This is a genomic window from Gluconacetobacter sp., assembly GCF_047721585.1.
In the GTDB taxonomy this organism is placed as follows: domain Bacteria; phylum Pseudomonadota; class Alphaproteobacteria; order Acetobacterales; family Acetobacteraceae; genus Gluconacetobacter; species Gluconacetobacter dulcium.
The window spans coordinates 17,595-34,724 of sequence record NZ_JBDNXE010000038.1 but is presented as its reverse complement, the minus strand read 5'-3'; the positions used below and the strand labels follow the sequence as shown (position 1 = coordinate 34,724).

20 protein-coding genes, 1 tRNA gene and 1 pseudogene are annotated in these 17,130 nt (G+C 67.2%); 10 read left to right on the top strand and 12 right to left on the bottom strand.

What is annotated here, in order from left to right; translation table 11 throughout:
• The 4 genes from trbF to ABF821_RS09340 form a co-directional block, all read left to right on the top strand.
• The coding region (trbF, locus tag ABF821_RS09355; RefSeq protein WP_415529809.1) for a conjugal transfer protein TrbF at nt 1-491 on the top strand (491 nt) is incomplete at its 5' end.
• Entirely contained in the window at nt 488-1,489 is a 1,002-nt protein-coding gene (trbG, locus tag ABF821_RS09350) for a P-type conjugative transfer protein TrbG (protein ID WP_029329730.1), read from the top strand. The genes trbF and trbG, both read left to right, overlap by 4 nt.
• Nucleotides 1,486-2,688, top strand: a complete 1,203-nt coding sequence (locus ABF821_RS09345) for a TrbI/VirB10 family protein (protein ID WP_415529808.1) — start codon at nt 1,486-1,488, stop codon at nt 2,686-2,688. Before trbG ends, ABF821_RS09345 begins: the two co-directional genes overlap by 4 nt.
• A complete protein-coding gene (locus ABF821_RS09340; RefSeq protein ID WP_010667185.1) occupies nt 2,685-2,945 on the top strand; it encodes a DUF2274 domain-containing protein in 261 nt (86 codons plus the stop codon). Before ABF821_RS09345 ends, ABF821_RS09340 begins: the two co-directional genes overlap by 4 nt.
• On the opposite strand, the gene ABF821_RS09335 is transcribed toward ABF821_RS09340, so the two are convergent.
• Together ABF821_RS09335 and ABF821_RS09330 are read right to left on the bottom strand one after the other, a co-directional pair.
• The gene (locus tag ABF821_RS09335; protein WP_415529811.1) at nt 2,908-3,603 is read right to left on the bottom strand and encodes a LysR family substrate-binding domain-containing protein; all 696 of its coding nucleotides are present in this window, start codon (nt 3,601-3,603) and stop codon (nt 2,908-2,910) included. The genes ABF821_RS09340 and ABF821_RS09335 overlap by 38 nt on opposite strands.
• A 39-nt stretch (nt 3,604-3,642) precedes the next feature.
• A pseudogene (locus ABF821_RS09330) lies at nt 3,643-3,834 on the bottom strand (helix-turn-helix domain-containing protein); the annotation flags it as partial.
• Between the two features lie 214 nt (nt 3,835-4,048).
• Here ABF821_RS09330 and ABF821_RS09325 point away from each other — a divergent pair.
• The gene (locus ABF821_RS09325) at nt 4,049-4,618 is read left to right on the top strand and encodes a hypothetical protein (RefSeq protein ID WP_010516376.1); all 570 of its coding nucleotides are present in this window, start codon (nt 4,049-4,051) and stop codon (nt 4,616-4,618) included.
• Entirely contained in the window at nt 4,615-5,247 is a 633-nt protein-coding gene (locus ABF821_RS09320; RefSeq protein ID WP_010516374.1) for a glutathione S-transferase family protein, read from the top strand. The genes ABF821_RS09325 and ABF821_RS09320 overlap by 4 nt, the downstream gene beginning before the upstream one ends.
• A 241-nt stretch (nt 5,248-5,488) precedes the next feature.
• On the opposite strand, the gene ABF821_RS09315 is transcribed toward ABF821_RS09320, so the two are convergent.
• A tRNA-Gly gene (locus ABF821_RS09315) sits at nt 5,489-5,563 on the bottom strand.
• Between the two features lie 202 nt (nt 5,564-5,765).
• On the opposite strand from ABF821_RS09315, the gene ABF821_RS09310 reads away from it, so the two are divergent.
• From ABF821_RS09310 to ABF821_RS09300, 3 genes are all read left to right on the top strand, one after another.
• A complete protein-coding gene (locus ABF821_RS09310) occupies nt 5,766-6,782 on the top strand; it encodes a tetratricopeptide repeat protein (protein ID WP_415529807.1) in 1,017 nt (338 codons plus the stop codon).
• 70 nt (nt 6,783-6,852) lie between these two features.
• The gene (locus ABF821_RS09305) at nt 6,853-7,539 is read left to right on the top strand and encodes an LON peptidase substrate-binding domain-containing protein (RefSeq protein WP_415529810.1); all 687 of its coding nucleotides are present in this window, start codon (nt 6,853-6,855) and stop codon (nt 7,537-7,539) included.
• 66 nt (nt 7,540-7,605) lie between these two features.
• A complete protein-coding gene (locus tag ABF821_RS09300; protein WP_114729276.1) occupies nt 7,606-7,797 on the top strand; it encodes a Trm112 family protein in 192 nt (63 codons plus the stop codon).
• Nucleotides 7,798-7,819: 22 nt separating this feature from the next.
• On the opposite strand, the gene panC is transcribed toward ABF821_RS09300, so the two are convergent.
• Nucleotides 7,820-8,701 carry a pantoate--beta-alanine ligase gene (gene panC / locus ABF821_RS09295; protein ID WP_246401988.1) on the bottom strand — a complete coding sequence of 294 codons (882 nt, stop codon included), beginning with the start codon at nt 8,699-8,701 and terminating at the stop codon, nt 7,820-7,822.
• 232 nt (nt 8,702-8,933) lie between these two features.
• Here panC and ABF821_RS09290 point away from each other — a divergent pair, with 232 nt between their 5' ends.
• Nucleotides 8,934-9,083, top strand: a complete 150-nt coding sequence (locus tag ABF821_RS09290) for a hypothetical protein (RefSeq protein WP_415529806.1) — start codon at nt 8,934-8,936, stop codon at nt 9,081-9,083.
• Between the two features lie 7 nt (nt 9,084-9,090).
• Here ABF821_RS09290 and ABF821_RS09285 read toward each other — a convergent pair whose 3' ends face one another.
• The 8 genes from ABF821_RS09285 to ABF821_RS09250 form a co-directional block, all read right to left on the bottom strand.
• On the bottom strand, nt 9,091-9,996 hold the full coding sequence (locus tag ABF821_RS09285; protein WP_415529805.1) for a transglutaminase family protein: 906 nt from the start codon (nt 9,994-9,996) through the stop codon (nt 9,091-9,093).
• A complete protein-coding gene (locus ABF821_RS09280; protein ID WP_415529804.1) occupies nt 9,993-12,485 on the bottom strand; it encodes a circularly permuted type 2 ATP-grasp protein in 2,493 nt (830 codons plus the stop codon). The genes ABF821_RS09285 and ABF821_RS09280 overlap by 4 nt, the downstream gene beginning before the upstream one ends.
• Before the next feature lie 525 nt (nt 12,486-13,010).
• Nucleotides 13,011-14,081, bottom strand: coding sequence for a putative zinc-binding metallopeptidase (locus ABF821_RS09275; RefSeq protein ID WP_415529803.1), 1,071 nt, complete (start codon nt 14,079-14,081; stop codon nt 13,011-13,013).
• 81 nt (nt 14,082-14,162) lie between these two features.
• Entirely contained in the window at nt 14,163-14,729 is a 567-nt protein-coding gene (locus ABF821_RS09270; RefSeq protein WP_415529802.1) for an alkyl hydroperoxide reductase, read from the bottom strand.
• Nucleotides 14,726-15,265: a MauE/DoxX family redox-associated membrane protein gene (locus ABF821_RS09265; protein WP_182974025.1), complete on the bottom strand. Its 540-nt coding sequence runs from the start codon at nt 15,263-15,265 to the stop codon at nt 14,726-14,728. The genes ABF821_RS09270 and ABF821_RS09265 overlap by 4 nt, the downstream gene beginning before the upstream one ends.
• Before the next feature lie 58 nt (nt 15,266-15,323).
• Entirely contained in the window at nt 15,324-15,869 is a 546-nt protein-coding gene (locus ABF821_RS09260; protein ID WP_415529801.1) for a hypothetical protein, read from the bottom strand.
• Between the two features lie 39 nt (nt 15,870-15,908).
• Complete coding sequence (locus tag ABF821_RS09255) at nt 15,909-16,469, bottom strand: methylamine dehydrogenase light chain (RefSeq protein WP_183009633.1); 561 nt, start codon at nt 16,467-16,469, stop codon at nt 15,909-15,911.
• Between the two features lie 48 nt (nt 16,470-16,517).
• Nucleotides 16,518-17,114: a methylamine utilization protein MauD gene (locus tag ABF821_RS09250; RefSeq protein WP_415529800.1), complete on the bottom strand. Its 597-nt coding sequence runs from the start codon at nt 17,112-17,114 to the stop codon at nt 16,518-16,520.
• Nucleotides 17,115-17,130 lie beyond the last annotated feature (16 nt).

Genomic DNA, 17,130 nt, shown 5'->3' with positions numbered 1-17,130 from the left:
GCACCATCACGCCGTGGGTCGTGCAGGTGGACCGGCTGGGGCAGGCGCAGGTCGTTGCCCCGGCCACGTCCGGCTACATGCCCGCCGATCCGCAGATCGCCTGGTATCTGGCGCAGTTCGTCCATGACGTGCGGTCCCTGTCTTCGGATGCCGTGGTTGTCCGGCAGAACTGGCTGCGCGCCTATGATTTCACCACCACGTCCGGCGCTGTGGCCCTCAATGATTATGCCCGCCTGAATGATCCGTTTTCGCGGATCGGGCACGAGCAGGTCGAGCTGGACATCGCCTCGGTGATCCGGGCCTCTCCCGGAAGTTTCCGGGTGGCCTGGACGGAGCGCCATTACCGTGACGGCGCGTTCACCGGCACCGAACGCTGGACCGCCATCGTCTCGGTTGTTCTGCGCACCCCGCGCGACGCGGATCATCTGCGGAAAAACCCGCTCGGAATCTACGTCTCTGCCATCAACTGGTCGAAGGAACTCGGGCAATGATCCGTCGCGCTCTTCGTGCTTTGCCGTTGCTAACCCTGCCCCTGGCGGGTTGCGCGCAACAGTACCATCCACCCGTCATACGATATGACGACGCGGCCCAGGCCACGCTCCTGCCTGATCCGCCGAAGCCTGTGCGGGTGGCGGAGGTGCCACAGCCACTCCCGCTGCCGGGCCAGCTCAAGCCGCTTCCGCCCTTACGGCGTACCCATGTCGTGCCCGAGGCGGCTGACCCTACCGTGCGCGTGACCCAGGCCAATCTTGCCGCTCGCATCCAGCCGACGCGGGCCGGTTACGTGAACGCGGTGCAGGTTTACCCCTACAGCGCGGGAGCGCTCTATCAGGTCTATGCTTCGCCCGGCGAGATCACCGACGTTATGCTCCAGCCGGGTGAAAAACTGGTGGGTACCGGCCCGGTCGCGGTGGGTGATACCGTGCGCTGGATCGTCGGCGATACCACCAGTGGCGCGGGCACGACCAGGCGCGTGCATATCCTGGTCAAGCCGACGCGACCGGATCTCATCACCAATCTGATCGTCAATACCGACCGGAGGAGCTACCTTGCCGAACTGCGGGCGACACCCACGACCTATATGGCGTCGGTGTCCTGGGATTATCCCGAGGACGACCTGATTGCCCTGCATCGGCAGGACAGCGACGCCGATGATGCAGCCCCGGTGGATGCGGGGCTGGATCTGAATGCGCTGAATTTCCGTTACGCTATTCAGCCGGTGAAAGGTGGCACGCCGCCCTGGCTGCCCAGCCGGGCGTTTGACGATGGCCACAAGGTCTATATCGCGTTTCCGTCCGGTATCGGGCAGGGCGAACTGCCGCCGCTGTTCGTGTTGGGGGCCGATGGCGGGCCGGAATTGGTGAACTACCGCGTCCGGCAGAACTGGATGATCGTCGATCGCCTGTTTGCCGCCGCCGAATTGCGGCTGGGCGACAGGCATTCCGAGCAGCGGGTACGGATCGTGCGCACGGATGGCAGGAAGTCATGAGCGGCGCGGAAGAGCGCCCGGAAGGGAATACGGGAGCCACCACAAGCGGAAGCGGAACAGGACCATCATCCCCGCCGCCCTCTCCCGATCTGCGGCTGCGCGCGCAGCGTCCGCCGGTGGTCCGGCTCTCGCGCCCCGTCATCTGGACGCTGGGTGGTGCGGGGATGCTCGCGATCGGTCTTGCGCTGGGCTACGCGCTGCAAAATGGTGCGCAGAAGGGGCCGCTCCAGGGGGCACAGGACACCGACACCCGCCCCTCGGCCGACGGGCTGGCCGCACTCCCCAATGACTATACCGCCACCCCGAAACTCGGGCCGCCTTTGCCCGGCGATCTCGGCAAGCCGATCCTCGATGCACAGCGGAACGGTCGCGCGGGACCGGTTTCCGGCATGGGAGACCGGCGTGGCGATCAGGAGATCGAGGCGGCACGCACCAGCAGGCTCTTCGCGCAGATCGAGGCGCGGGAGGGCCAGGCTGCGCAGACGATTCCGGTCATGGCCACCGCTCCCGGAGCACAGGCATCACCGACCGGCCCCGACCAGCAGACCGGCAATCGCGCCTTTCTGGCAGGTCAGCCGGATCGCGCGACGGTCAGCCCGGACCGGATCGTATCTCCCGCCTCGCCCTATATGCTCCAGGCCGGGACCGTCATTGCCGACGCGCTGAACACGAAGATCAGTTCCGATCTGCCCGGCCAGATCGTGGGGCATGTGACCCAGAACGTCTATGACAGTCCGACAGGCCGGTTCTTGCTCGTCCCGCAGGGTAGCACCCTGTTCGGAGCCTATAACAGCGGCATTTCCTTCGGGCAGCAGCGCACCCAGATCATCTGGACGCGGCTGATCTATCCGAATGGCGAAAGCCTCGTCCTGGAAAAGCTGCCCGGTGGCGACGCCATCGGCCAGTCTGGCCTGTCCGATGAGGTGAACAATCATTGGGGGCAACTGTTCAAGGCGGCCCTCGTCACGACCCTCCTCAGCGTGGGCTCCGAGGCCGGGACGTCATGGAACGAGAACAACCTGATGCAGGCCATCCGCTCCGGCGCGAGCAACGGGTTTTCTATGGTCGGCAACCGGCTGATTGATCGCAGCCTGAATATTCAGCCGACGCTGACAGACCGCCCGGGCCTGCCGTTCACGCTTATCCTGAATCGCGACCTTGTCCTGAAACCCTGGCACCCAAAGGAACCGGCTCCATGACGAAGCTGCGCATCACCGAAATTCCCGACGAAAAGCCGGTCCGCGTCACCGTGGACCTGCCTGCGGACCTTCATCGCGATCTCGTCACTTATGCTGCCCTGGTCAGCCAGAACGGCCAGCCCGTCGAGCCTGCCCGTCTCGTGCCGCACATGATCCGTGGCTTTATCACATCCGACCGCGCGTTCCGAAAGCTCCGGCAGGGGCCACGGCGGGCAGCCGTTAAAACGCAGCCGCCTGCTGCTCCAGAAAACGAATGACTGTTCTCGCGGCCGGTGGGCAGCGCTCACGGTGCCAGGCCGCGCCATACGCGAAGTGGGAAAACCCGTCCCCGTCGATGACTTCCACTACAGCGATCCGCTCCCGGATGGCAGCGGGCAGAAAGCCCAGCCAGGCATCCGGCAATAGGGCAATGCCACTTCCATTTGCTGCCAATGCGACGACCCGCAGGCTTCTGACCGCCTCCTGACGTGTCACAGGAACAAATCCCGCCTGCCGCATCTTGCGCATCAGGAGCGCGAGCAGTTCGTCGCCGGTATCATCCTTCCCGATCAGAAAGATTCCGTCGTGCAACTCGGCCCATGACGCGGTTCCGACCTGTGCGATCGGATGTTCGACCGGCATGATCGCAACGACACGATCGCTCCAGAGCGGGATCGTGGCCGCCATGCTGCCGGGCAAGGGCAGCGTCATTATCGCGAGGTCGATCTCTTCCTGTTCCAGGGCCTGGAGCAGTTCTTTTTTCGCATTATCCCGATAAGTGAAGGAGATACCGGGTTGCGCAAGGCTGTACGACTCCAGTATCGCCGAGATCCGGCCGGGTGGGATGCTGCCCTGGACGCCCACGGAGATGACGCCGGTCTCGCCCCGGCTCCAACGCCGCGTGCGCTCGTACAGTCCGACTGTTCCATCGAGCAACTTCTCAGCCTCTCGCAGAAAGGCAACTCCCGCCGGGGTGAGCCGGGCACCGCTCGACGTGCGTCGAAAAAGGGAGACGCCAAGTCGCTCTTCCAGTAACCGCAAGGACCGGCTTACGGCAGATTGTTTGCCTCCCAGCGCCCGTGCGGCTCCATGGATACTTCCCTCCCTCGCGATGACACGCACGAACAGCAATTCCCGCAGATCGAGAGGTGGTCGCCGAACCGACATTTTCTGTCTATCCCGATTTTTTGAAGACCTTCGGCATGACCTGCCAAAATCCAGTCATTGTGCTTTCAAGTCTGCAACAATAATTCGTTCACGATATATTATGACGTTACTCTCTGCCTTCGCCATGAAGCCATCGCAATATCCGCGCTGCGGTGCAAAATGCTCTTGTGGCATAGTGCGCTAATGTACCACCTCGCCGAAGAGAAATGGAAGCATGATGAACCTATTGGACGAATTCATCCCGCGCTTCGATTTCAGCGAGCGACACAGTGTCGATATCTCCGCCCCGGCCAGTCGCATCATGAACGCGGTGGCTGCATGGCGGAATCAGGACGATCCGCTGGTTCGTGCCGCCATCCGCCTGCGCGAAATGCCCGCCCGGCTGTTAGGCCATGCGCGGCAACGGAATCTGGACCTCACCGACTTCACGCTGCTGGAACGGCGAGGCGATGCCGCCCTGGTCTACGGCCTCGTCGGCGCGTTCTGGCGGGCGGATTACGGATTGTGCGACATTCCCACAACGGACGCTTTTCTCACCCCTTGCCATGATGACGTCTGCAAGCTCGCTCTGGGCTTCTCCATCCAGCCGGGACCACACGGTACCCAGTTGCTGGTGACGGAAACCCGCGTGTTTTGCGCCATGGACCGGGCCAGGCGTCGCTTCACGCCCTATTGGTATCTGATCCGCCCGGTCAGCGGCCTGATCCGCCGCCGCATGCTCGCGACCATCCGGGAACAGTCGGAGTCTCCGCCCTCTCATCACCCGCGCGCAGCATTGCCATGAAGCTTTACGACTACCCCACCGCCCCCAATCCACGGCGTGTGCGCTTCTTCATCGCCGAGAAAGGGCTGACGATTCCTATCGTTACAGTTGATCTGGCGAAGCACGAGCAGTTCGCGCCCACGTTCCGCCTCCTTAACCCCTCCTGCACCGTTCCCGTCCTGGAACTGGACGACGGCACCGCGATCAGCGAGGTGCCCGTCATCTGCCGTTATCTGGAGGAGTTGCATCCCGATCCCCCTCTGATGGGCGCGACGCGAGAACAACGCGCCATCATCGGCATGTGGGACCGGCGCATGGAGATCGACGGCTATCTTGCCGCGATGGAAGCCGTACGGAACAGCCTGCCGGGACTGTCGGGCCGCGCACTGGTCGGACCACACGGCTATGCGCAAATCCCCGAGCTTACCGCGCGCGGCCGTCAGAGGCTGGCCGATTTCATGGCCGATCTGGACACCCGGCTGCGCGATGTACCCTATGTCGCGGGCAATGCCTTCTCGATCGCTGACATCACCGCGTTCGTCACGCTGGATTTCGCCCGTAGCCGACTGAAGCTGGCATTGCCAGACGAGGCCTCCGCCCTGCATGCATGGGTCACGAGCATCGCGAAACGGCCAGGAGCACAGGCATGACGGCCTTTGCCATACTCTTGTTAGCCGGCATCTCGTTCAAGAGCGCTGTTCTACTTATGAACATCACCCGCCCGAACATCCTGACGATGTGTGCCACGGGATTCGGCACGCTACGCCGTAGCCACCCCCGATTTGCTCCGGGCTGCTTACAAAATGCTTACATTCCTGTGCTACGGCACACTGTAAACAAAAAACGGCCCCGAAGGAACGTCTTTAACCGCCTGATTTTCCTTGGAAAATCTGGAGCGGGCGATGGGATTCGAACCCACGACCCCAACCTTGGCAAGGTTGTGCTCTACCCCTGAGCTACGCCCGCTCACCGTGTCGGTGAACGGGGGTTTAAGGGAAAGCGGATCGACTGACAAGAGGGGAAAATCATCTTCGGTGTTTTTTATGACAGGGGTGCATTGCCGCTTGTGAGACAGGAAGGCGATGACAATGTTAAGGTCAGCATGAGGCCGGGCAAGCCCGGCGATAGAGCACGATAAAACGCGATAAAACAGGCAGGATCGGTTTTCATGGAGTACATCATCGGTCAGTCCCGCGCAGCGCAACGGCCGGCAGGCGGTCTGGTCGACGCAGCAGGGGCCCCGGCAGTGGGAACCGCAGCCGCCGGCCATGCCGGCCACGCCGCCAATGGCGCGGAAATGATCATCGACGGCACCCAGGACAGCTTCATGCAGGACGTGCTGGAAGCCAGCCGTACCATGCCTGTGCTGGTGGATTTCTGGGCCACATGGTGCGGGCCGTGCAAGCAGCTGACGCCCGTGCTGGAAAAGATCGTCCGTTCGGCGGGTGGTCGGGTCAAGCTGGTCAAGATCGATGTCGACGCCAACCGCGCCCTGGCCCAGCAGCTCACGCAGGTGGGGCTGCCGCTGCAATCGATTCCGCTGGTGGCCGCCTTCTGGCAGGGACAGATCCTCGACCTGTTTCAGGGCGCGCAGCCGGAAAGCGAGATCAAGCGCTTTGTCGAGGGCCTGCTTCAGGCCGCCGGCGGCGGGGCCATGCCGGCCGCGGAACTGATCGCCGCCGCCCGCGCCGCGCTGGACGCCGGCAGCGCCGAGGAAGCGGCGGGGCTGTATTCCCAGACCATCGAGATCGAGCCCGAGAACCCGGCCGCCTGGGGTGGTCTGGCACGCGCCCTGATCGTGATGGGGGACGAGGAAGCCGCCGAGGCCGCCCTGGCCGACGTGCCCGCCAAGATCGCCGACCATGCCGAAATTACCGGCGCCCGCGCGGCCCTGGACCTGAAGCGCGAAGGCCGCAAGGCCGCCGAGGAAGCCGAGGACCTGCGCAAGCGTCTGGCCGCCAACCCGGCCGACCATGAAGCACGCTACGAACTGGCGGCGGCGCTGAACGCGGCCGGCCTGCGCCAGGAAGCCGCTGACGAATTGCTGACCATCATGCGCCAGGACCGCGGCTGGAATGACGATGCCGCGCGGCTGCAACTGATCCGGCTGTTCGAAGCCTGGGGGCATGACGACCCGGCTACCTTGCAGGCGCGGCGCCGCATGTCCTCGCTGCTGTTCTCGTGACGTGCGCCCCCAGGGCTTGCGCGCATTGATCGGCGACGACGTGCCGCGTGCCGTCCCGCGCCTGCGGGACATGACACTGGCGGATATGCCGGCCGAGCTGGGGCTGTTCCCGCTGCGCGAGGTGCTGCTGCTGCCTCGGGGCAAGCTGCCGCTGAATGTCTTCGAGCCGCGCTATGTCGCGCTGCTGGAGGATGCGCTGGCGGGGAACCGGCTGGTCGGGATGATTCAGCCGCGTGACGATGCCATGGAGGACGAGGGCAGCGACGGGGTTGATGACGGAGACGGCGAGAACCCTTTTCCGCCGCTGTACACGATCGGCGCCGTCGGCCGCGTGACCTCGCTGACCGAACGGGCCGATGGCACCTATGCCGTGACACTGACCGGACTGGCGCGCTTTCGGCTGCTGCGGGAGACCGGCCTGCATCGCGGGTATCGGCGGGCCAGGATCGACGTGTCGTCCTTCGCCTGCGACCTGACCGACGGCGCCGACCTGTTCTTCGACCGCAGCCGCATGCTGACGGCGCTGCGGCGCTATTGCAGCCTGCGGGGGTTCGGCACGCGCTGGAACGTGATCGACCAGATGGATGACGAGACGCTGCTGATCACGCTGCCGATGATCTGCCCCTTTCCGGCCGCCGAAAAGCAGGCGCTGCTCGAATCCGCCTCGCTGAACGACCGGGCGCAGACATTGCAGACGCTGCTGGAACTGGCTGGACATGAGCCCGGCGACGATGCATCTGACCCACCATCGGCGTGAGGCGCTACCCTCGCCGCGCCTGATGCCCCGCCTCCGCCACCGGCCATGCGTACAGGAGACCAGCCGATGACCGAAACCGCCCAGCCCCCTCTGGACCCGCGCCTGCTGTCGATCCTGGTCTGTCCCGTGACCAAGGGGCCGCTGATCTATGACCGCGAAGCCGGGGAACTGATCAGCCGGCAAGCCGGCCTCGCCTTCCCGATCCGCGACGGCATTCCCATCATGCTGCCCGACGAAGCCCGCTCGCTCGACGCCTGATTTCCGGAACCTGCTGGTGCGGTTACGTGCCGGCGGCGAGAACCGGCACGTTATCAATCAGCCGCACCCCGGCCAGCCATGCGGCCGCCAGCAGCCGCGCCGGCTGGCCGTTGAAGCCTGCCAGCGGCGCCAGGTCGGCTTCGCGCCGTAATTCCAGATATTCGACATCGCTGAAGCCGGCCGCCAGCAGGTGTTCGCGCGTTGCCGCGAGGACCGGGCCGGCGGGCTGCCCCCCCGCAATGGCGCGGGCCGCGTCCGCCAGGGCCTGAGGCAAGGCGCGGGCACGATCGCGGTCACCGGGGCCGGTGAGGCGCCGGTTGCGGGACGACATCGCCAGCCCGTCGGCCTCGCGCCGGGTCGGGCAGGCTTCCACCCGGATCGGAATATCCAGATCCGTGGCCATCCGGCGGACGACATGCACCTGCTGGAAATCCTTCTCGCCGAAAAAGGCCGCGTCGGCCTGGCTTTGCAGGAACAGCTTGCACACCACCGTCGCCACGCCGTCGAAATGGCCGGGGCGGTGGCCGCCGCACAGGCCCTCGGACACGCCGCGCACCGAGACGGTGGTGGCGAAGCCGGCGGGATACATGTCGGCCACCGTGGGGGCGTACAGCACATGCGCGCCGGCTTTCGCCAGCAGGCGCGTGTCCTCTTCCATGACGCGCGGATAGGTTTCGAGATCGGCCGGGTTATCGAACTGGGTCGGATTGACGAAGATCGAGACGATCACGCGGTCGGTCGCGCGCAGGGCGGCGCGGACCAGGCTGAGATGGCCGTCATGCAGCGCCCCCATTGTCGGCACCAGCCCGACCGTCAGCCCGTTTCGCTTCCAGCCGCGCACCGTCTGCCGCAGGTCGGCAACGGCATGAAGCGTGTGCATGTCGGTGATAAAAATGTCCAGCATCGTGCCCTGCTGCCCGTTCCGTGACGTGAAATCGTTGCGTCGGGTTATATCGGCCCGTTTCCCCGCCAGGGAAAGCCCGGCACCATCTCTTCCGCGTGAGCCGGGATGTCTGCTATGAACGGTTTCGGTCTCGGCCGTGCCGCGATGCGTGGGCGCATTGCCTGATCGGCAGACGACCGGGATATTCTTTTATCCAGTCTCCGCGCGGCGGATATCTGGCAGGAGGCCCCCTTTGTTCCAGACGATGCGGTTTATTGGCCTGGCGGCCCTCGTTTTCTCGGTTGCCGCCTGCGGCGGGGGCAAGCATCGCCCGAAGAACCAGAAGGAAGCCTGGCAGAGCATGGGCTTCGAATCCGGCCTGAAGACGTCCGGAACCCACTGACCCGGCATCAGACGGGGTCGGGCGGCGGGTCTTCCCACTCATCGGCCGGCACCAGATCCACGCCGACCGTCAGCTCGTCATTGCCGCCGCCCAGGATCAGCCCGTGCACCGGGCTGATATCGGCGTAGTCGCGCCCCCAGCCCAGAACGACGTGCTCGTCGCGCATCACGATGCCATTGGTGGGGTCGAGGCCGATCCAGCCATGGGCCGGGCCAAGCCACGCGCCGACCCAGGCGTGGGACTGGTCGGAGCCCAGGCGCCGGGCCTGCCCCGGCGGCGGGCGGGTGCGGATATAGCCGGACATGTAGCGCGCCGGGATGCCGACCCAGCGGAGCGCGCTGATCATGAGATGCGTGAAATCCTGGCAGACGCCCTCGCGCCGGGCCAGGACCTGCTCGACCGGCGTGGACAGGGTGGTGACGCCGGCACGAAAGCGGAAATCGGTGTAGATGCGCGTGTTCAGATCCAGCAGCGCGGCCAGGATCGACCGGCCGGGGGTGAAGGACAGGGCCGCGTAGTCACCCGCCGCCGCATTGGCCGCGCACATCGGGCTGTCGAACAGGAATTCCGCCACCTGCCACGCCGGCGCGCCACCGGCGCGTGCGAGGGCGACCAGGTCTTCCCACTTCAGGGTGGTTTCCTCGGGTGGCGGAGCGGGGAAGGCGACCTCGACCTCCGATTCCGCCAGCACGTCGAAGCTGCGATGCGGGGCCTCGTGATACAGCCACGCGATCAGGTTGCCGAAATAATCGGCGCCGTCGACACGGCGCACCGGGGGCGGCGTGACCTCCAGCCGGGTCCAGCGCACGACCTGCCCCGGCAGGTCACGCGGGGTGACATGCACGATATGGGCCGCCAGATCGACCGGGCTGCCATAGGCGTAACGGGTGAGATGACGCACGCGATAGATCATGATTCGTCCGTTGCCTCGCCCCGATCGACGGAACGCAGGCCGCCGACCGCGCGCGGCGACGTCAGCACCACGAAATAACGCCGCGCGATCTGCTTCCCGACATCACGCAACGCGGCATGGATGTCACGCAGCCGATCGGGTAGCGCCGCCGCCGCGACATCCTGCTGCGGGGCCGACAGAACGTCGGCTACCACCGCGCGCAGGCGCTCCATGACCAGGCCGGCCGCGCTGGCCAGGCCGGTTCCGTCGCTGGGCTCCAGATCGGCCAGGGCCTCGGCCACCATCGCCATCTGGCTGGCCACGCCGCGCGGATTGCCGCCATCCAGCAGCAGCAGGTCCAGCACCGGAGCGGGCTGGAAAACCGCGAAATAGCGCGACCGGTAGGTGATGGCGCAATCGCTGAGTTCCAGCATCAGCCGCAGCGCGCCCTCCATCCGGCCGCGCTGGGAGACGCCTTTCTGGCGCAGGATCAGCGCCATCGACGCCAGGATCGCGCCGGCCCGTTCGATCCGGCGGCCGAGTTCGAGGAACTGCCGGCCGCCGCTGCGCACCATGTTCTCCGCCGTCAGGCCGGAAATGGTCGCGCCGTAGCGCAGCAGGCTGTCGGTGACGCGACCGATCGCCTCCAGCGTGCGGCCGGCATCGCCTGTGACCCGCGCCTCGCGCAACTGGGTGCGCAGCGTGTCGGTGCCGTGGACGATGGTCTCGAAGGTTTCGACCGTCATCCGGTCGCGCAGGCCCGCCGATACCCTGGCGATTTCGGACAGCAGGCGCTGGGGCAGGCCGGAATCGAGCGTGACGGCGGCCAGCGCCCGCACCTGCGTCGCGAAGCCCGCTCCGGCCATGCTTTCGTCCTGGAGCAGGCCGATCTGGACCGCGAGACGCAGCACGGTTTCCAGTTCCGCCCGCTCGCGCGGGGAGCCGTCGATCCGGCCGATCCGGCGGGTGAGCACCCGCAGGACGCGCCCGGCTTCCTCCAACTGTTCCAGGTAGCGGCCCAGCCAGAAGAAATCGTCCGCCGCGCGGCTGGGCAGGTCGCCCTGCCCGCGCCGGATGGCCAGCACCGGCATGGGCGGGGCGGCGATACCGACCAGATTGCGGCTGTCCTCGACCGTGACCCAGACATCCTTCGTGATGCTGTGCCGACCGCGCGCACGGTCCATCGGGCCGCCGGGCGGCAGGTCGGAATCCGGCAGCAGGCGCGCCATGCCGCCGGGCATGACCTGCCAGCCGCTGCCGTCGAACAGGGCGAACAGGCGCAGCACGATCGCGCCGGGCTCGATCCCGCCGGGCTGGATCGCCGGCATGACCGAGGGGGGCAGTGCCTCGACCGCCACGAAGCGGTCCGGGGTGCGGCGGAGGGCGGCCAGCACGCTGTCCTTCGCCCGGTCCAACCGGCAGGACGGGGCACGGGCGCTCGCGCTGTCGAGCAGCCACCAGTTCTTGCGGTCATCGGCCAGCAGGGCTTCGACCCCATATGTCGCTGGCCAGCGCACCGGGACATCGGGCAGCCGTAGGTCCTCGCCGATCAGGCGGCGGGCCAGGGCCGGCATGAAGGCGGCCAGGCCCGGCGCCTCGACCAGGCCCGCCGCCGGGTGGTTGACCAGATGGACCGCGCCGCCGCGCGCCGTATCCAGCAGGCCGGCGATGCCGGGGGGGCTGCCGCCCTCCAGTTCCAGGGGGTCGACCGTCCATCCGTCCTGGCGCAGCAGCAGCACGTCCACCCGGCGCAGGCCGCGCACCGTCTTCAGCCACAGCGCGCCGTCGCGCACCGCCAGATCCCCGGCTTCGGCCAGGACGCAGCCCAGTTCCCGCGCCAGGATCACATGTTCGGCCCACAGCGTGCCGCGCGGCCCCGGCGTCAGCAGCGCCAGCCCGGGATTGCGGTCCGACAGGTTGGGCAGGCGGTGCAGGCTGTCCTGCCAGGCATCGAAGAACGGCGAGAGGGGCTGGACCTCGCGGCCCGCGAACAGTTCCGGCAGGGTCCGGGTCATCTGCCGCCGGTTTTCCAGCGCCTGGCCGATGCCGTTGGCGCGCGCCACCCGGTCGGCCGCGACATGCCAGGCGCCATCCGGCCCGCGAATCAGGTCCATGGCGTAGAAATCGAGGAACGCGCCCGACACCGGGCCGCCCATGCGCAGGAAACCCGGCGCCGGATAGACCAGGGAGGGCGGCAGCACACCGTCCGCCAGCAGGGTACGCGGGCCGTACAGGTCGCGCAGTGTCGCCTCCAGCACGCGGGCGCGCTGCACCATGCCTTCGGACAGGCAGGCGAATTCCTGCGCCGTCAGCAGCAGGGGAACCGGATCGCACCCTGCGGCGGCGCCCTCGACGGGGCCGGTCTGGTCGTGCAGGGCACGCGCCATCTGCCTGCTGCGTTCGAGCAGTTCGCGATGGCCGAGATCGCTGATCGCGCCAAGGAGTCGGCGCCAGTGAGGCCGGACGCCACCGTGACCGTCAACCATCTCGTCAACAGGGATGGGCGCCATGTGCATGATGCATGGTTGTATGGGCGAAGCCGCGCCAACAGTAAACGGTCTTGCGCGGGGTGATGGCCGTACCGCGCCACGGCCGGCGGGTCTGCTCGAACACCGGAGTGGAGTGGGCCTGATGCCCGGAGGCACCGAAGCGCGGGAAAGGCGCGTCGGAGCGCCGGGAGGGTGCCTTCGCGGGCGGCCCTTCAGAGCCTGACCGAAAATGCGCGCTGGCGAGCGAGAGCGGCCCGTTTCGGGCGGCGCCCGAAATGTGTTTCCGAGCATCGGAGCGGAGTGGCCTTGATGGCCATGAGCACCGAAGCGCGGGAAGGGCGCGTTGGATCGCCGGGAGGGTGCCTTCGCGGGCGGCCTTTCAGAGCCTGACCGAAAATGTGGGATGGCGAGCGAGAGCGGCCCGTTTCGGGCCGCGCCCGAAATGTGTTTCCGAGCATTGGAGCGGAGCGGCCTTGATGGCCGTGAGCACCGAAGCGCGGGAAACGCGCGTCGGATCGCCGCCAGCGCGCATTTTCGGTCAGGCGCTCAGGCCGGCAGGGTGCCGTGAATCAGGTTATGGACATAGGCCAGCTTTTCCAGCGCCGGGGGGGCGAGGACGAACGGGTAGAAATCGATCTGGCCCATCGAGCGGTTCAGGCTGTTGATCGCATAGGTCAGCGGGAGCCACGCCTGGGCGATCGGCTCGAACCCGCCGGGAGCGTAGGGGTTGAACGCGACCTCGGTCTGCATGGCCGGATCGTCGGACACATGGATATCGACCGACAGGCCATAGGCCCGCGCGGTTTCCAGCGTGGAGACGATGTGCAGATAATGCGCCCAGGTCTCGGCGAAATCTTCCCACGGGTGCGCGGTCGCGTAGTCGCTGACGAAATTGTCCTGCCAGTTCGGGGGCGCGCCGACCTGATAGTGATGCTGCAACGCCGCCTGGTAATCGGCGCGCTCGTCCCCGAACAGGGCGCGGAAATCGTCCAGGTGGCCACCGTCGCGCACCAGAACGTTCCAATAATAATGGCCGACCTCGTGCCGGAAATGGCCCAGCAGGGTGCGATATTGCTCGCCCATTTCCACCCGCATGGCCTCGCGCTGGGCGTCGTCGGCCTCGCGCAGCGCGATGGTGATCAGGCCGTCCTGATGGCCGGTCAGCACCTTGCCGCCATCGGGCGGATCGCCCAGGAAATCGAAGGCCAGCCCGCCTTCCGGGTCTTCCTGGCGGGTCGCGATCGGCAGGTTCAGGCGCATCAGCGTATAGACCAGCCGGTGTTTCGCCGTTTCCAGCTTCCGCCACTGGTCCAGGTGCCTGTCCTCCGAGAGGTCCGGAATCGTGCGGTTGAGCTGGCAGGCCAGGCAATAGGCATCGCCGCCGGTGGGGACCAGCCAGTTGCAGGCGTTCTGGGCGGCATTGGCGCAGAACCGGTAGGATGGTGCCGTTGCGGCCGTGGAGAGCGGCCGCCAGGTGCCGTCCTCGCCTGCTACCTGTTCCAGCGCGCTGAGATCATTCTCCGCGGGCAGGTAGCCCAGGGTGTGACCGCATCGCTCACATGCCGTGTTCTCGAAGAACAGGACCTGATTGCAGGACTGGCAGGCAAACAGCTTCATGACAGCGGCTCCGGCAACATTTCATGCGCTTGCAAAACGCTGTAACCGGTCGATTGTTCCACTTTGGCAGAACTGGGCCTTTCATGCGGCGGCGGAGTGCCCGGTGACGGTGGGCAGCAGGGCCTCGACCTGGCGGCGTGTGTTCACCACGTCGCGGGCCAGGATGGTGCCGTTATCGTCCAGCAGCACCAGGGTCGGCAGGCGGCTGACCTGCAGGACCAGCCCGAGTTCGACACCCGTGACGAAGGGGACTTCGCCCAGCGCCAGACGGTCGCGCAGGGCCGCCAGTTCGGGCACCGCGCCATCGCCGACCAGAACGGGTTCCAGGCCGCGTTCGCGTGCCACGTCCAGCGCGATTGGCAGCACGCGCTTGCAGACAGGGCAGTCGGCGCCGACGAACAGCAGCATGCGGATGGTGCCGGCCGCCAGACGCTCGCCCACCGGAAAGGGCGTGCCGTCGAGCGTGCGCATGGTGATGCGCGGGATCGCCTGGCCGACTTCGAGCCCGCGCTGGGGCTGCTGCTGGCCGATCGGGGCGATGCGCTCGTGCAGGATACCGATCTGGCGCGCCAGGGCGAGCACCACCAGCACCAGGGCGACGATGGCGGCGAACAGCAGCACCTGCGACACGATCAGGAGCGTCATCATGCGGATTGTTCCTCCGGGCCGCGCGCGGCCGATATCAGGTGCGACAGCGCCAGGATCAGCGCCAGCAGGCAGGCGCCGGCCGCCAGCGCCTGATAGCGCAGCAGCAGGGATGTGGGCAGGCCGGTCAGCGCCGGCAGCAGCGCGGCCGGTGCCAGCAAGGTGCTGCGCGCGACGGCGCCCCAGGACAGGCGGGCGGATTCCATGCCGGGCAGGCACCCGCAGGAGAGATCGGCCCGCCCGCGCAGCAGGTTGATGGCCATCGCCAGCACGAACAGCACGAACAGCAGCGCCGCGCCGATACCGGCCCAGAGGGGGGCCACGCCGGCCAGCAGGGCCGCGCCCACGCCGGTTTCCGCGATCGCCAGCGCCCAGGCGGCGGAGTCCAGCAGGGAATCGGGCACCAGCCGGTAGGCGGCCAGCGTGGTCAGGAACCCGTCATGATCGCGCAGTTTGGCGAGGCCGGCGACCAGCAGCAGCATGCCGATGCCCCCGGCCAGCAATGCGCCGCCCAGAGGCAGGATGGCGGGGGCGATCATGCCCGGCCCCCGTGAAAGAAAATCTCTGTCATGCCTTGTCCTCTTGCCCCTTTTGCCCTCACGGCCCGACACGCGCCGCCTGCGCCACATCGTACCCATGCAACCCCGCCGCCGCCGGGCAGGCCTGGACGACCGCGCGCACGACCTGATCGCGATAGCCATGCAGGTCGGCCATCCGCAGTGGCCGAGCCCGCAGGGCCGCGATCTCGGCCGTGCTGTAGGGGCGGCTGTTGGCCGGAACGCTGGCGCCGCCGAAGGTGAAGACCACGAAATTCATCATCCGGGCCAGATCCTCCGACGACAGGTTGGCGAAGGCCACGTTCGGCAGGCGGACCAGATAATCCCGCCCCTCCGGCGTGCACAGGAAATACCCTACCTGTCCCGCCAGGTCGGGCACCACCTCGCGCCCCGAACGGCCCTGGATGCCATGGCAGCCGCCGCACCCCATCAGATAATGGCCCTGCACCGCCGGAATCACCGGCAGGGCACCGGCTGTGGGGGCCGCGCGGGCCAGGCCCAGCAGGGCGAGGACCGACAGGGCGACGACCGGCAGGGCAAGGACCGGCAGGGCGGCCAGTGAGAGGATCGGGGACCGATGGCGCATCGTCGTACGGCGCCCCCCTGCCGGCGGCGCCTCCACCCGTCAGCCGGCCTGACCGATGATCGCGGCGGTCGAGCAATGATAGGCCGTGGAGGCCGTGCCGAAACACCAGATGATGTCGTTGCTGGCCTGCGGACGGTAGATCGGCATTTCGCGATCGGCCGTGTTGCAGTCGCAGGATTTCGGGGCGGCGCAGATATTGCGGCCGCAGCAGTCGCGATAGGCGATGACGTAGGAGCGGCCGTCGTCGGGATTGCGGCAGGTGCCGATCCACGACACGGGCGACGGCTGGGTGCCGGGCGGGCAGGTATGGATGCCGCCGCCGCAGCAGCCGCACAGCACGCCGTCGATCGCACAATGGCGCCAGTAATTGCACTTGGTCGGGTCGGTGCTCTGCGCCCGCCGTTCGAAATCCGTCAGGGTCGCGATCGGGTTGGCGGCGGGGGCCGGCGCGGCTTCGGCGCGGCGCACCGGCAGCAGCGGGAAGGCAGGCGCCACCGCCATGGCCGCGCCCATCCGCCCCAGCACGCCGCGCCGCGAGGATCGGGCCGCCAGCCGGCGCGTCACGGCTTCGCCCAGCGTGTCGAAGAAAGAAACCGGCATTGGCGCGTTACTCCTGAAGGTTCCACAGGCCGGGGCGAACCGGCGCGATCATGCCGCGCGGGGCCGCGCGTCCAGATAGGATTGGACCGAGACGTGGCCGGTTTCCCCTGCCACAACCAGGCTTTCGAGATGTTCACGATTATTGACCAGACCCTTGGCCACGATCCTGCCCGACGCATCGAGCAGCAGGGCGAAGGGCAGCTTGTCGATACCGAGCACGCGCCCGATCTCGGGGTCGTTGACGAAACGGGACGGTGCGAGGCCGAAGCGCACCACCAGCTCGCGCTGCATGGCATCGGTATCGTCGCCCAGGCACAGCAGCTCGATGGCCTCGCGGCGCACGAAATCCTGTGCGATCGGCAGCATCTTGCGCGAGATCGGGCAGGTGCCGGACACGAACAGCAACAGCGTGCGGGTGCCCGTGGGCTGCGCCCCGCCCACCGTGAGCGCCGTGCCGTCCAGCGCGCGCAGCGGGTATGCGGCCAGCGTCTGGCCGGGGGCCGGGCCGCCGGACGTCATCAACGCGCCGACCGGTGCCACCTTGGTAAACAGGTAGCGCATCCGCCGGAACAGCAGCGCCAGCACCGGCGCCAGCGCCAGCAGCAGCAGCCAGTCCAGCGCCTGAGCCCACGTCAGGACGGTCATCGGCGACGCGGCATCC